The sequence below is a fragment of the Undibacterium sp. Di27W genome, assembly GCF_049340345.1.
Classification (GTDB): domain Bacteria; phylum Pseudomonadota; class Gammaproteobacteria; order Burkholderiales; family Burkholderiaceae_D; genus Undibacterium.
The window spans coordinates 477,917-492,413 of the sequence record NZ_JBMPOS010000001.1 but is presented as its reverse complement, the minus strand read 5'-3'; the positions used below and the strand labels follow the sequence as shown (position 1 = coordinate 492,413).

The window sequence follows — 14,497 nt, the reverse complement described above, 5'->3', positions numbered from 1 at the left end:
TTTACTTCTCCAGCCTCGCAAAACGCAACAGGGAATGGCAATAGCCGATATCGTCACGGGTCGTGATCAATTGCAGGCCAGCGGCTTCTGCCAGGCGCACATAATCACCGCTCTCATAAATCTTGCTATTACCACTGGCCATGGCCGTGAAATAAGGTGAAGTATTGATGAGGCAAAATGCGGCGATATCATAACGCTGCCTGTCCCAGAAAGTATCCATGATCAGCAATTGCCCGTTAGGGGCCAGTGCTTTGGCAGCGCGTTGCAAGATACTGGCAATGGCAGGCTCTGAAAAACAACTGAGGAACTGGCTCATCCAGATCATGTCCATGCCTGCAGGCAAGGCAGCATCATTGTCCAGCAAGTCAATGGAGTGAAGATGGGCACGCTCATATACGCCAGCGATTTTCAGATTTTCTTCCGCCACCGACAATTGACGTGGCAAATCCACCAGATGCATTTCTACAGCAGGATTGTAGGCCAGTGCGGCACAACTGAATTTGCCAGTATTGGCACCAATGTCCATCAGTTTGCGTGGTGCAGTGGCAAATACGTCAGGCAATATGCTGGGGAAAGAGGTATCCGAATAATGGTGGTCGAAAGCAAACCAGCTGGTCTTCGCTGGCTCTGGCAATTGCGACAAACCCTGGTACAGCGTGGGCCAGTTACCCAAGGCGCTTAAGCCCAGAGGCTTTTCATTGTCCAGTGACTCATCAAGCTTGAACAAACCTTCGTAGCAAACATCATGATTGAAATCGAGGTTGACCTGGGTGATGGAATCCGTCAGTACACAATAGCCAGCCTTGTCGAGCACGTAAGAACCGGCGCTCAGATATACCACACCAGACGAAAGGCAGGTTTCAAGTACAACCTTCAATGCATATGCTGTCCACTTGCCTGTGGCTGCCATGTCTGAAATCGTCAGCCCTGCACCTCCGGCATCGGCAAGTGTCTGCAACATGCCGCGCTTCCAGGCATAACGTACACATTGGAAAACGACAGGACCAAAGGCAATCTTTTGCGCTTCAAAACGGGCAGCAAAAGCGGATTGACGTTCAGGGGAAAATTTCTTATCTAGCATGCGGGTTTTTCATTAGCGAAAATAATACGACCACCGGCATGTTGCCCGGCCTCAGAAAAATAACGGAATTGCAAACTGTCTTTTACTACATCATGTATCAATTCCAGCATGACTGGCGCTTCCGGATGGATCACATGCTGGAACTTCAGCGCATGAACAGACTTGAATATGGGCGGTAATGCAAAATACTCACGGGCATATTTGATGACCCAGTCAAGTTGCACCACCCCTGGCAACACAGGAGCCACTGAAAAATGCCCATCAAAATAAAACAATGCTGCTGGCACGATCAGCTCAAACAATACTTTCTCTGGCGCTTGTTCCAGCAGACGTATTTGTGGTAAACGTGGACGCGGATCACCAGCCTCATCCAGCAAGGCATGCAGTTGTGCGAGTGTAGTCTTGCCCTGAGCATTGACTGGCATTTGATCCAGGTAACGCCAGCGACGTGGCAGGGCAATCGCCTCTACCAGCTCGCTCAATATTGCGCGCATGCGCAGGTTGAATGCCCTCTTTCCTTCAAATGCCAGTTGTTGACGGCCTTGTTCAGTCGCCACGATAAAGGCAGACAATTTTTGTCTTTGCCCAGGCACTTCATGATCCGCGATCACTTTGGCTTCACTAACAAGATCAGAGGCCAACAAAGCCTGTTCGATGGCATCGAGTGAAATACGTTTTTCTTCGATTTTAACGATGCGGTCACTACGGCCCTGTAGCAACAAACGACCATTATCTGTCAGTTGTGCCTTGTCAGCCAGGCGCAACCAGTCTGGTTGACCCAGGTGTGGTGAACGCACTTCCAGCATCTCTTCTTCTGCTATGCGCAAATCAACCTTGGGTAAAGCTTCCCAGCTTTCGATTGCCCCCGCTTGACGCTGGCGCCAGGCGATGCCGCCTGTTTCAGAACTGCCATAAACCTCAAAGGGCACTTGCCCGAGCATATCGCCGACGGCATATGCAGTCTCTGCAGCCAGTGGTCCGCCGGATGAAAAAATGGCCAGCAATCTTTGTTTGCCAGTTTGCCAGTCCAGGTGTTCTGGCAGGCGTTTTAGATGAGCGGGACTGGCAATCAGGGCACAATCGCGCTGCGCCAATATTTGCGCAAGTTGCTCAGGAAAGTTCACGCTCAAGGCATGAATGGCACGACCTGCGGATAAAGGCCACAAGACTTTGAACAGCAAGCCATAAATATGTTGATGCGATACGGTAGAAACAATCTCGGCATTGCCAAGACGCTGGCCAAATAACTGCTCCAGGCTGGCAACTTCACTCATCAGTTGCGAAAGTTTTTTGGGTATGGCCTGTGGCTGCCCGGTACTGCCTGAGGTATGCACGACTAGGCCAGAAAAATCGGGGGCCAGCGCTTTCAATGCCACTGGTACAGCATCAACTACCGCTTTTAAAGCTTGATATTCTTCAGGAAACTCACCCAGAAATGCATCCACAGATTTGGACAATGCCAGACATGTAGCAGGCAAGGTATCAGCTGTCAGCCATACCGTTTTATTTTCCAGCCAGGCTGCCAGCAAGGCAGCAGAAAATTCCAGGCTGTCTTCCAGATACAGGGCCAGTTGTGTTCCTGCCGTATTACGGACTGCAGCAATCCACGCACCTATACGTTGCAAGAAATCGCTATTCGTTACAGCGCCCGAGGCATTCCAGCCCATGATGGAGTGGCCGGGACGAGCTGCCAGCGCAAGGCAAGGATCGGGAGAAAAATCAGACATGATGAATTCGTTTAAAGCGCAGGCGCACCAGGTATTCGATGGCGAATAGCAGGCCCATAAGGATATAGGCAATCACGCCGGTGTAGAGCGACCAGACAGCTGGTGAAGCCCACATGGCCGTAGCAAAAGCGATGCTCCCGTTGATGACGAAAAACACGCACCAGACTTGCGTCACACGGCGTGTGTAGGCGATTGCCACGTCAGGTAAATCAGGTTCGCGCAGACGTGCAAATCGCTCCACCATGGATGGTGGCACCAGCAAGCTGTAAGAAAAAACAGCCAGCAATACGCCATTGACCAATACCGGATATAATTTAAGAGGCAATAATGCATTGGCCCATACAGCACAGCCCGCCAGCAACAAGGCGCAGAACATGGACCAGCGCGCTACCCGGCTGACCTTGAATGTGGGCAATCTGGTGGCCGCCGCCAACAGCAATAAGGCAGCCAACCAGCGTGGCTCCACCTGTCCCTGGCCGAACCAGATGACGAGTGGATAAAGCACAGTAAGTATGACCGCTACAACGGTCAGGATCGCGCGAACTATGTTGACTGCTCCGCTGTCAGATTGAGCAAGGCATCAATCACGTCACCAATAGTGCGTATCTTTTTAAATACTTCAGGCTGCAGACGCATGCCCGTCATTTGCTTAAGCTTGACTGCCAGATCAACTGCATCAATGCTGTCGATATCCAGGTCTGCATACAAATTGGATTCAAGTGTCAGACTAGCCTTATCCAGTTCAAACATCTCAACCAGCAGATCCACTACCCAAACATAGAGCTCGTCCCGGCTCATTTCACTTACCACTACCATTACAAACTCCTTACTTCTTTCTATTTGCAGCAATTAATGCAGCCAATGCGTTCACAGATGCAAAATGGCGGCGCGTATCTTCTGAATCAGCCGACAAGGAAATGCCATAGCGCTTTTGCAGAGCCACACCCAGTTCAAGTGCATCAATGGAATCCAGACCCAGGCCTTCCACAAACAAAGGGGCATCACTATCTATGTCGGCAACTGTGATATCTTCCAGTTGCAGCACTTCGATGATTAATTCTTTTACTTCTTGCTCAAGCATGACGTTGGTTTTCCTCGGTAAAATAATGCTGCAGATAATCCGTCAAATGACGGGCTGCCATGACATCCGACTGGCCAGCGCTTATAAAATGCTGGATCGGAATATCTTCTTTGACTTCTATCCTGAACTGCGCAAAACGTTCTGGTACATGCCACCACTTCTCACCCTTGCCCAAAGTAGCAGGCTCGCATCGTATGAGCACTGGCGTTACCGCACATACGCCACGAACGGCAATATTGGCGGCACCACGCTTCAAACTGATGACACCATCAGCAGGAGTGCGCGTCCCTTCAGGAAACACAATCAGATTATTGCCCGCATGCAAAGAAGCAATACAGGCTTCCAATAATTCTGTTCCCTGCTCATTGCTGATATAAGCAGCAGCCCTTACCGGGCCACGGGTAAAAGGGTTATTCCACAAATGGCTTTTGACGATGCAATCTGCATCTTTGACAAAGGCCATCAAAAACACTGTATCAATCAGGGTAGGATGATTTGCCAATATCAGCAAGCCACCGCGCTCCAGCTTGTCCAGGCCGATGACCTCGTAACGCAAAACACCAAGCAGACGCATAAGGCCAACAAAACCACGAAAAGCCAGACGTATGATGTGGCGTGCCACCTTCGTGCGTTTTTGCTGTTGCCACACCAGCAAATACAAGGCTGGAAACACCAGCACGCGCAGCAGCAAGCCACCTACACCAAAAGTCAGAAAACTTATCCCCGTCGCCACAACTCGCCAGCAACGGTCAAGCTTGTCAAACATGACGCGACCAAAGCCAGCGCCGCTTGCCTGCTACTCTCTGCATTTGTCGCTGCTCCCGTAATTGAAAACGTAATACTTCCAAGCCGCCGGACATGCCACCAGGGTTGACTTCTGCCTCCCCAGCCTCATCCCATTCCAGATGTATGGCATTCTCCCTGGCTGGCACCATTAGCCAGGCAAAGGCATATGCCTGTTCATCACAATCTTGAAATGCAGCAAAGACCTCTGGCAAGGGGTGGTCATAAGCTACCAGCATTACCATCGGTGCACCATCTGCCAGCAGGCCACATGCCTCTATGACAGCATGCTCTATCGTACTCTTGCCACCAGCCAGGGCAATATGATTGGCCCGGTCCTTGCGTGCAATGGAAAATAATCCAGCGCTGGCATTGTGCACTGCCAAACCAAAACCCGTCGGTGACACCGTCGCATCCTGCATCAGCTCTGTCAATAAATCGACAGCACGTGCCACCTCACCATGGCGGGAACAAAATACCGTGGGAATATCAGATCGGCCATCCAGGCACTGATAAGCCACTTCAAGTGCCATTTTGCCAAGAAAACCAGCACGCCTGCGCAACATGGCTGGCATAGCCGCAACGCCGGGCTCGGCCTCCCCCGTCAGTGCGAATGGTGATATAGCCCAATCCTTCCAGGCAGCCATATCTGCAACACCGGGAGCCCAAGCGTAAAAATGATCAATTGAAAAACTAACACTGTTAACATTCATTATTATTTTTTTCATCCAGTCTTAGCATGTCACAGGCCGTATAAATGTCGTGCTATACAATTTGTAACAAATGAGGGACGCATTATAGCAAAGCATGAATAGAGTCCACAATCTGATATATCTTCAGTTATCTGAAGTTTATTTCAATTTACATCATTCATTTCCATATATTAATTATTTTCAATAAAAACCTGACAATGAATGGACATTTCACATGCAATGCCATAGCAAATAGCTATATAAAAAAATAAAACCCTGCAACAGATACATGTTGCAGGGTTTTAGAGCCAACTCATTTTCCAGACTGCTTACGCGGCATGAAAATCACAACTCAAAAACAGACTTAACTGAGCTTTGTATCCACATTATGTGCGTGCTTACCTTTAAACATGCCCCGAATCCTTCCCAGCAAGTGCTCAAAATCATCGATATAGGTGAACACTGCAGGTACCACCAACAAGCTCAGCAAGGTTGAAGTAATCAAGCCACCTATCACCGCAATCGCCATTGGTGAGCGGAAGCTGGGGTCAGCGCCCCAACCCAGCGCAAGTGGCATCATGCCTGCGCCCATGGCTATCGTCGTCATGATGATGGGACGACTACGCTTGTGGCAGGCGTCAACCAGTGCATCAAAACGGCTCATGCCCGCATTCCTTGCCAGCACCGCATAGTCCACCAGCAAGATAGAGTTCTTGGTCACGATACCCATGAGCATAATCAAACCTATCATGGATGGCATGGACAAGGCACGCCCCGTCACCAGCAAGGCCACGAAGGCACCGCCTATACTCAGCGGCAAAGCTGCCAGGATAGTCACTGGTTGCAAGAAGTCCTTGAACAAAAGCACCAGCACACCATAGATACACAGCACACCGATCAGCATGGCAATACCAAAGCTGGCGAACAGGGCTTGCATCTCTTGTGCGTCACCCAGTTCAGCTATGCTGACGGATGGCGGCAGGTTTTTCATACTCGGCAAGGCACGTGCTTCTTCATTGACTTCGCCAAGCTGACGACTACCCAGTTCCACATCCAGGGTCACATTGCGTTTACGATTCAAACGGTCTATTTGTGCCGGACCAGATTCCATGGTGACGCTGGCGACGCTGCCCAACATCACGGGACCATTCTTGCCAGGTACAGTCAGGCGCTCTATTTCAGACAAATCTGCCCTGAAACTATCTGGCAATTTGACACGGATAGGCACCTGGCGTTGCGACAAATTCAACTTGGGCAAGGCCTGGTCATAATCACCCGCCGTTGCCACGCGCACTGTTTCGCCTATGGCAGATGCGGTCACCCCAAGCTCCGCCGCCCTTGCACTGTCCGGGCGCACAATGATTTCAGGGCGCACCAGCGAAGCACTGGAACTGACATTACCTACGCCTTTAAGTGTACGCAATTCCCTTTCGACTTTTTGCGCAGCTTCCAGCAAGGCCAGAGGGTCTTCGCTTTGCAAGACCAATTGCATTTTGACGCCAGTATCTGGCGGGCCTACGTTAAACCTGGCACCCGAGATATCTGCCACTTCTGTACGGATCTTGGCATCAATATCGGCAATTGAGTCCTTGCGCTTGTTTCTGTGGACTGCTGTCACTGTCAACACTGCTCGCCTTGCCTCTGCTGCCGCACCTGGGGCAAATGCATCACCACTGGAACCACCGCCTATGGAACTGAAGACATTGATAATCTCTTTATTCTTCATAATGGCGACCCTGGCCTGCTCTGCCACGGCACGGGTTTCTGCCAGTGTGCTGCCAGGCGGCAATTCTATATTGACCTGGGTTTGGGCACGGTCAGCCGATGGCACGAAACCAGTAGGCAGCAAACCGACCAAAGCTATAGAGCAAATGAAGAACACCGTCGCAGCGATCATGGTGACCAGGCGATGGCGCAAGCACCATTGCATGGTTTTCATATAACGTGTCATGAGCCAGCCATCTGGCTGGCCGTGTTCGCCCGTTTTACCTGGCTTGGGTGACTTCATGATATAAGCAGCCATCATAGGTGTCAGCAAACGCGCCACCACCAGTGAAGCCAAAATCGCAATCACCGCCGTCCAGCCAAACTGCTTGAAGAACAGACCCGGCACACCGCCCATAAAGGCAGTCGGCAAGAACACAGCAACCAGGGCGAAGGTAGTGGCAATCACCGCCATACCAATTTCATCTGCCGCTTCCATGGCGGCCTGCATCGGTGTTTTACCCATGTGCAAATGGCGGGCGATGTTTTCGATTTCTACAATCGCATCATCGACCAGTACACCCACGACCAGTGCAAGCGACAGCAAGGTCACGGTATTGAGGGTATACCCAAAATACTTGAGCCCAAGGAAGGTAGGTATCACCGACAAAGGCAAGGCAGCTGCTGCCACCAACGTTGCGCGCCAGTCGCGTAAAAACCAGAATACCACCAGGATGGCCAGCAAGGCACCTTCGTACAACAAGTCCATGGAGCCATCGAAGTTTTCTTCTACCGGCTGGGCATTATCGATGGCCTGATGGAACTTCATATTCGGATGAGCCGCCTGCAATTCATCAACAGCTGCATGCGAACCCTTGGCCACATCGACTTCACTGGCACCCTTGGTACGAAATACTTCAAAACCAACCACCTGCTTGCCATCCAGCGTTGCCACGGAACGTGGCTCACTAACGGTATCAAGTACACGCGCCACCTGGTCAAGGCGTATATGTCGGCCATCAGGCAAAGGGATGTCCAGCACAGCCAGTTCAGCCGCTGTCTTGACGGTTGCGATGGTACGCACTGATTGTTCTGCACCACTGACGTCACCACGACCACCTGGGGCCTCTTGCTGCACCAGCTTCAGGCGGCGTGAGACATCCACAGCCGCGACATTGAGGGCCGCCATCTTGTCGGTATCCAGTTCCACCCGTACTTCACGGCTGACACCACCCATGCGCCTGACGGCACCGACACCAGGCACTGCACGCAAGCGCTTGGCCACGGTATTATCAACAAACCAGCTCAACTCTTGCGCATCTGGTTTACTGCTTTCGCCAGCAACGACTTTGCTGTCCTTGCCGTCTTCAGCAGCTTCTACCGTGTAGGTCATGATGACACGGCCAGCAGTAGATGCCTTGGTCACAGTAGGATCGCGCATTTCGCTAGGCAAATCGGCGCGCACTGTTGCTACCGCATCGCGCACTTCATTGACGGCATCTGAAATAACTTTTTCCAGGACGAATTCAACCGTAACTTCAACATCACCATCGAGCACTTTGGTGTAGACGTTTTTTACGCCTTGCAGTGAGGCGACGGCATCTTCTATCTTGCGGGCGACTTCTGTTTCCAGCTGCGCCGGTGCTGCGCCTGACAAAGGGGCGCTGACGGTGACGATGGGTAATTCAATATCAGGGAAATCCTGGACTATGGTAGAGCGAAACGACAATATCCCTGCCAGCGTCAGCAAGATAAACAGCATGATCGCCGGTATGGGATTTTTAATGGAGAGGGAAGAGAAATTCACATGGACCCCTTAGTTTTTTGCTGCAACTGGCTTGGCAGCAGCCACGACCTTGACTGTGTCACCATCATTGAGGAAGCCTGCGCCACTGGAAACTACCGTGCTGTCTGCATTCAAGCCTGACACCACCTCCACCAGATCACCCTGTGCATTGGATACCCGACGACCAGTCTGTAATTTGATTTGCGTGACATGACCATCTGGGTTCACACGAAATGCATAACTAAACCCATCTCTGACAACCACGGCTTGCTGCGGTATGGTCAGGGCCTGCGAGCTGCCCATGACAAATTCACCCTTGGCATACATGCCTGGCTTGAATGCCAGTGAGGCTGTGGCTGGCTGTGGTTTGGATGTGCTGTTTGCATCTGGCACCAGATCAACATAGACCAAACCCATCCTGGTTTGCGCATCGACAGTTGGTGAAACCACCCTGACTTTGCCCTTCCATTGCGCACCACCTGGTGCAGTCACTATGGCCTCGGTACCTTGCACTATTTTTGCCATTTCACTGGCTGTCACTTCAGCACGCCATTCCAGGCGGCCCTGACGTATCATGCGAAATAATTCTGCACCGTTACCAACAACAGAACCCAGAGTAGCTGCGCGCGCAGTAATAATGCCTCTGTCGGGGGCGAGCACGCGGGTGTGACGCACACGCAATTGCTGGGCTTCTACGCTGGCCCTGGCAGATTCCACCCTGGCCTTGGCGGTTTGCTCTGCCGTCAGGTATTGACCTACTTGCTGGGCACTGAGTGCACCACTGGTTTGCAAGGCACGGGTACGCTCGGCATTAGCGGCCGCATCAGCCAGGTTGGCCTGCGCCTCAGCCAGGCTGGCTTGTGCCAGCGCCAAATCGGCTTTCACGGTTTCGCTGGCGAAACTGGCCAATAGTTGACCACGCTGCACCACATCCCCTATGTTGGCATGCAATTCCTGTATGCGAAGGCCGGTAGCTTCTGAGCCTATCAAAGCTTCTTGCCAGGCAGCGACACTGCCATTGGCGGTCAATTTAATGAACAGGTTGCCGCTGGTGGCCTTGGTGGTGGTCACTGTCAGGGCAGGCTTGACTTTTGCCGCCGGTGCAGAGGCGCTCGCGGCCTTGGCAGGTTCATCGGCGGCATTGGAAGTGGCTGACAGCCATAAGCCACCTGCGCCAACAGCAATCATGCCAGCCAGGCTCAAGGACAATGGTTTGCGTGAAATGAGTTTCATCATGTCTGATACGCTTTCTATTAATTTTTTAAATTCAGGAATTTGTTTGGGATTGGACAGATGCTTGAGCACTCATGTCCCAACCACCACCCAGCGCCCTGTATAAGGCGATCCAGGCACGATTTCTTTCCAGCTGCAAAGCAATCAGCGCTGACTGTGAAGCAAAGGCCGTGCGCCTCGCGTCTTCCAGTTCCAGCAAGCTGGCCATACCCTTGTTATAGCGTGATGCGGTAGCCTGCAAGGCTTGTTCATATCCCCGTGCTGAAATTTCAGAATCGAGGCGACGGGCATCCGTGCTATTGAGGTTAACCAATGCTTCTTCAACTTCACGCACTGCCTGCCTGACCTTGCCGTGATAACTACTGCTGGCAGTCTGGTAACGCGCCTTGGCCGCTTCAATATTGGCGCTGGTCTGGCCACCATTGAAGATGGGCAGGGTCAATGCCAGTGGGCCGACTGACCAGGTATCCATGCGGGTATCACTCCCCCCGCTGCTATAACGCATGGTGCCGATAGAGCCGCTGAGGCTTAGTCGCGGATAGCGTTGTGCTTCGGCGGCACCTAGCTGTGAGCTGGCAGTTGCCACATCTTTTTCAGCAGCGTACACATCCGGGCGTTGCGTCAATAGCTGCGCTGGCAAAGTGCTGACTGCCAATGGCAGCAGGTTTTTAAAACCAGCTTGCGCACTTTGCAGTATTTGCCTCAACTCAGGTTCAGGCTTGGCCGTCAGTGCGACCAGGGCTTTGACATCCAGGTCACACAGTGCTGCCTGTTGTATGGCACGACTGTTTCCCTCGGCAGCACTGGCACGTGCCAGCGCAGAGGTGGCGCTGGATGACATGCCTGCCTGTGCGCTAAGCTCAGTCAGTCTGGCAGTTTCAGCACGTGATTTGGCATCTTGCCAGCTCAGGTCTGCGGTTTGCTGGCAGCTCAGGGCTGAGAAATATAATTGCGCAACTTCAGCCGCGACCGATATCCTGGCATCATGCCAGAGCGCCTGACTGCCTTCCAACTGTGCCTGGGCAGCTTGATTGCTGGCACGATTAGCACCAAACAAATCCAGTTCCCAGGAAGTTTGCAAACCAGCCTGTGCCGTCGTAGCTACTGGAAAACCAGGCTGGTTTTTAGCACGCGTGGCATTCGCAACCGCATCCACTGAAGGCAAGAGTGCAGCACCACTGGCAACCCTGGCTGCCCTGGCCGTTTCCATGCGTGACCAGGCCTGTGAAAGCGTAGGGCTGACTTTTTGCGCCGCCTCGATCAACTCCAGCAAACTGGCATCACCATGTGCCTGCCACCAATTGCGCAATTCAGTGTTTTTTTCAGTGGCGGGCAAGATAGCGTGCCATTGTGCTGGCAAGCTGGCTGAACTTGATGCAGGAGGATTGTTGGTGCTACATGCAGCCAGCAGTGCTGCAATCGCCGGGATGAGAATAAAGCGTCGTATAGTCATGTCATTGTCGGGAGATGTGGTTAATCAGAATTCAATATATGTTCACTATATGGCGTCGGCGCTTTTCGTCTTCGCACATGGCCAGGGCATAATCCACCAGGCGGGAAGCATAGGTATCAATCGCCTTCGGCTTGGCAATCAGTGCAGGCCGGATCGCCTGTATGACATCAACACTGATGAGCAAGGAGATAGCCAGGCCAGTGATGGAAATAGCCAGTCTGTGTACATCATCATCTGCCTTGCTGATACCCAGATAGCGACACAAGAACTTGACCATGGCAAGATGAGAAGGCTTGATGGCCGTATCAATTTCTTCCACCCATAAACCGGTAGGTTCCAGCATTTCACGGAAATGCAATTTCATGCAAGATTCCATCAGTTCCCCCTGCTTCAAGGAGTCGATAAAAGTGCAGATCAGGGCCGTCAGTATAGTGCGTAAATCTGCATCTTCCTGCTCGAATATCGCAGGATCTACATTGGGATTGGTGCGTGGATCATTAAATACGGCACGATACAAACCTGCTTTATCAGCAAAATAATAACTGATAGCAGATATATTCACATTGGCGGCCTTGGCAATTTCCCTGGTGGAAGTTTTTGCATAGCCGCTTTCAGCAAATAATTTTAGTGCTGCATCCAGCAAACGCGTGCGCGCCTCCAGGCCATCGACCCGCAATATTTTACCGTCGGCGGTAGCAAGCTGGCTTTCTGGCTGGACTTGTTGCTTTACGACTTTTTTGTGAGTGGATGTTTTCATGCAAAGCATACTAACACATAAATCAAACGTTTGATTTAACTAAACCCTAGAAACAAAACGGGACTTTGCCAATTTGAAATTCAAACAAGACATGTGAAAACCCTGTCGCCTACAAGGATGTTGCCCGCTGTCACTGCATAGTCATATTCCCGGTTTAGGCTTCGCCCTATCCACTTTCACTAACTCATTTGGTATATCAAAGTGACCCCACTCACCTCCCCCGCCATTCATCTTTTGCGCAATGTGAAGATTGCGCACAAGCTTAGCTTTGTTGCCCTGGCCTTTGCGATTCCTTTGCTCGTCGTGCTGGCATTGCTATTCCAAAATCTGCATCAGGACGTTTTGCAAATCCAGGAAAAGCAGGTCGCAATTAAAACGATTGCCACAAAAAATGAATTACGCGCCCTCCTGCAAAGGCAACGCTCCTTGCAGCACATGCGCATCCTCGGCAATAAACAATTGGACACCAGCATCAGTGAAAATCAGCAGAAAATAGAAAACTTGCTCAAGCAGGAAAATCAGAGCAGTTCCATCAAACAGCTGTGGCCAGCGCTCATGGCAAAGCAGGCTAGGCTCAAGGCAGCCGAGAGCTTCACCGAATATGACAGCTTATTGAATACCATACAGCTAGAAATTACCGAAATTGCCAATAGTTCAAAATTGGCGCTGGATAGCAATTTAAAAACCCATCAATTGGTCAACATCTATCTCCACACCCTGCCGCAACTGGAAGAAAAATTGTCTGTCATTAGCGGACGTGGTGCCGCTTACATAGACACAGGTTTATTTGAAGCTGGTGAAGATGTAATGCTCAATTCCTTGCACATGCTGGCCAAGCTGAATTTATCCGAACTTGCATTGAACATGCAAAACCTGGGCGCACATGGCAAGGAATACGCATCCGTCAGCAAGGACATACAGGTGCGAACAGTTGACGCAAAAAAATTCCTGGAGCGCTCACAGGATGAAGTACTTGCATCTGTCAATCAAAGCTCAGGTCAGGCATTTCTGCAGGCAGGTACAGACAATTTACAAGCTCTGCAAACTGCAAAAATGGCCATCGCCAAACTCATTGCAGATAATCTCGCCCACGACATCGACAATGCCACCCAGCATGCCTGGCAAATGTCTGCCAGCATCATCTTGCTCTTACTGATAGCCAGCTATTTTTTGATAGCAATTTACCAGGCGCTAACGACAGACTTGCAGATATTGGCGCAAGCAGTAGCAGAAACTGCGGCAGGCAATTTGCAAAACCGCGTCAGCAGCCGTGGCAAAGATGAGCTGGCAGGATTGATCAATGCCGTTGGCAGGATGAATATGGAATTAAGCAATCTGGTTGCCAATATACGCCTGGGCGCACAAACCGTGGATGTCATTGCCCGAGAAATTCATGATGAAAACACTGATCTGGCCAGTCGCACCGAAAGCCAGGCGGCATCACTGCAACAAACCGCCAGCGTCATGGATGAGTTGACAGCCACCATGACTGAGAACACTGGCAACCTGGCACAGGCAAACAGCCTCATGCATAGCTCTGCCGAGCGTGTGCAACAGGGGCTGGAAGTCATGCAGAACAGCATACTGTCCATGCAAACTGTCACCGCCAGCGCCAAAAAAATTACCGAGATCATCGGCGTCATGGATGGCATCGCTTTCCAAACCAATATCCTGGCCCTGAATGCCGCAGTAGAAGCCGCCAGGGCTGGTCAGGAAGGCCGTGGCTTTGCGGTAGTGGCAGCCGAGGTGCGCAACCTGGCACAACGCAGCGCCAATGCTGCCAAAGAGATCAAGGGCTTGATCGCCTCCTCTGGCCAGGCAGTGGACGCAGGCAGCAAGATGATCAATACGGCAGGCCAGACCATGCGCAATATTGCCGACAATGTAGAAGTGGTCACAGAACTCATCAAGCAAATCGCCAAGGCCAGCCAGGAGCAAAGCGTAGGTATTTCTGATGTTAACCGAGCGATTGCCGATATCGATGAAATTACTCAGGACAATACCCGCCTGGTGGAAATGGCGAGTGAGTCTACGGCCAAACTGGAAGAACAGGCAGCCTCTCTTGGCGCAGCGGTAAGTGTCTTCAAGACAATGACGATGATTGCAGAAACACCTCACTTGCATCTGGCCAGCAGTTCGAATGAGCGCTATATGCAGGCAAAGCCTGAAAAGAAAGAACTGGCTGCATGAGCTAGATAAG

At 51.5% G+C, this 14,497-nt stretch carries 12 protein-coding genes; 1 reads left to right on the top strand and 11 read right to left on the bottom strand.

Translation table 11 applies throughout. The features are described 5' to 3' along the window. Position 1: 1 nt before the first annotated feature. The 11 genes from ACO0LF_RS02190 to ACO0LF_RS02140 all read right to left on the bottom strand — a co-directional run bounded on the left by ACO0LF_RS02190 (position 2) and on the right by ACO0LF_RS02140 (position 12,297). A complete protein-coding gene (locus tag ACO0LF_RS02190) occupies positions 2–1,081 on the bottom strand; it encodes a class I SAM-dependent methyltransferase (protein ID WP_423011467.1) in 1,080 nt (359 codons plus the stop codon). Then, positions 1,075–2,808 carry an AMP-binding protein gene (locus ACO0LF_RS02185; RefSeq protein WP_423011465.1) on the bottom strand — a complete coding sequence of 578 codons (1,734 nt, stop codon included), beginning with the start codon at positions 2,806–2,808 and terminating at the stop codon, positions 1,075–1,077. Before ACO0LF_RS02185 ends, ACO0LF_RS02190 begins: the two co-directional genes overlap by 7 nt. Further along, entirely contained in the window at positions 2,801–3,313 is a 513-nt protein-coding gene (locus tag ACO0LF_RS02180) for a hypothetical protein (RefSeq protein WP_423011463.1), read from the bottom strand. The genes ACO0LF_RS02185 and ACO0LF_RS02180 overlap by 8 nt, the downstream gene beginning before the upstream one ends. A 38-nt stretch (positions 3,314–3,351) precedes the next feature. Beyond that, positions 3,352–3,624 (bottom strand): acyl carrier protein, encoded by a 273-nt coding sequence (locus ACO0LF_RS02175; protein WP_423011461.1) that lies wholly within the window; start codon positions 3,622–3,624, stop codon positions 3,352–3,354. A 10-nt stretch (positions 3,625–3,634) separates the two neighbouring features. After that, complete coding sequence (locus tag ACO0LF_RS02170; protein ID WP_423011459.1) at positions 3,635–3,889, bottom strand: phosphopantetheine-binding protein; 255 nt, start codon at positions 3,887–3,889, stop codon at positions 3,635–3,637. Further along, positions 3,882–4,655, bottom strand: a complete 774-nt coding sequence (locus ACO0LF_RS02165; protein WP_423011457.1) for a lysophospholipid acyltransferase family protein — start codon at positions 4,653–4,655, stop codon at positions 3,882–3,884. The genes ACO0LF_RS02170 and ACO0LF_RS02165 overlap by 8 nt, the downstream gene beginning before the upstream one ends. After that, the gene (locus ACO0LF_RS02160) at positions 4,648–5,319 is read right to left on the bottom strand and encodes a beta-ketoacyl synthase chain length factor (protein WP_423011455.1); all 672 of its coding nucleotides are present in this window, start codon (positions 5,317–5,319) and stop codon (positions 4,648–4,650) included. The genes ACO0LF_RS02165 and ACO0LF_RS02160 overlap by 8 nt, the downstream gene beginning before the upstream one ends. A 409-nt stretch (positions 5,320–5,728) precedes the next feature. Continuing rightward, on the bottom strand, positions 5,729–8,875 hold the full coding sequence (locus tag ACO0LF_RS02155) for an efflux RND transporter permease subunit (protein ID WP_423011453.1): 3,147 nt from the start codon (positions 8,873–8,875) through the stop codon (positions 5,729–5,731). Between the two features lie 9 nt (positions 8,876–8,884). Further along, positions 8,885–10,090: an efflux RND transporter periplasmic adaptor subunit gene (locus tag ACO0LF_RS02150; RefSeq protein WP_423011451.1), complete on the bottom strand. Its 1,206-nt coding sequence runs from the start codon at positions 10,088–10,090 to the stop codon at positions 8,885–8,887. 31 nt (positions 10,091–10,121) lie between these two features. Then, entirely contained in the window at positions 10,122–11,540 is a 1,419-nt protein-coding gene (locus ACO0LF_RS02145) for an efflux transporter outer membrane subunit (RefSeq protein ID WP_423011449.1), read from the bottom strand. A 31-nt stretch (positions 11,541–11,571) separates the two neighbouring features. Further along, positions 11,572–12,297, bottom strand: coding sequence for a CerR family C-terminal domain-containing protein (locus tag ACO0LF_RS02140; protein ID WP_423011447.1), 726 nt, complete (start codon positions 12,295–12,297; stop codon positions 11,572–11,574). Positions 12,298–12,498: 201 nt separating this feature from the next. Here ACO0LF_RS02140 and ACO0LF_RS02135 point away from each other — a divergent pair, with 201 nt between their 5' ends. After that, positions 12,499–14,487, top strand: a complete 1,989-nt coding sequence (locus ACO0LF_RS02135; protein ID WP_423011445.1) for a methyl-accepting chemotaxis protein — start codon at positions 12,499–12,501, stop codon at positions 14,485–14,487. Positions 14,488–14,497 lie beyond the last annotated feature (10 nt).

Bases quoted from the DNA above. Each gene is read 5' to 3' on its own strand.
- ACO0LF_RS02185 (WP_423011465.1), bottom strand. From the start codon at position 2,808: ATGTCTGATTTTTCTCCCGATCCTTGCCTTGCGCTGGCAGCTCGTCCC.
- ACO0LF_RS02145 (WP_423011449.1), bottom strand. From the start codon at position 11,540: ATGACTATACGACGCTTTATTCTCATCCCGGCGATTGCAGCACTGCTG.
- ACO0LF_RS02175 (WP_423011461.1), bottom strand. From the start codon at position 3,624: ATGGTAGTGGTAAGTGAAATGAGCCGGGACGAGCTCTATGTTTGGGTA.
- ACO0LF_RS02140 (WP_423011447.1), bottom strand. From the start codon at position 12,297: ATGAAAACATCCACTCACAAAAAAGTCGTAAAGCAACAAGTCCAGCCA.
- ACO0LF_RS02150 (WP_423011451.1), bottom strand. From the start codon at position 10,090: ATGATGAAACTCATTTCACGCAAACCATTGTCCTTGAGCCTGGCTGGC.
- ACO0LF_RS02190 (WP_423011467.1), bottom strand. From the start codon at position 1,081: ATGCTAGATAAGAAATTTTCCCCTGAACGTCAATCCGCTTTTGCTGCC.
- ACO0LF_RS02160 (WP_423011455.1), bottom strand. From the start codon at position 5,319: ATGGCTGCCTGGAAGGATTGGGCTATATCACCATTCGCACTGACGGGG.
- ACO0LF_RS02170 (WP_423011459.1), bottom strand. From the start codon at position 3,889: ATGCTTGAGCAAGAAGTAAAAGAATTAATCATCGAAGTGCTGCAACTG.
- ACO0LF_RS02165 (WP_423011457.1), bottom strand. From the start codon at position 4,655: ATGTTTGACAAGCTTGACCGTTGCTGGCGAGTTGTGGCGACGGGGATA.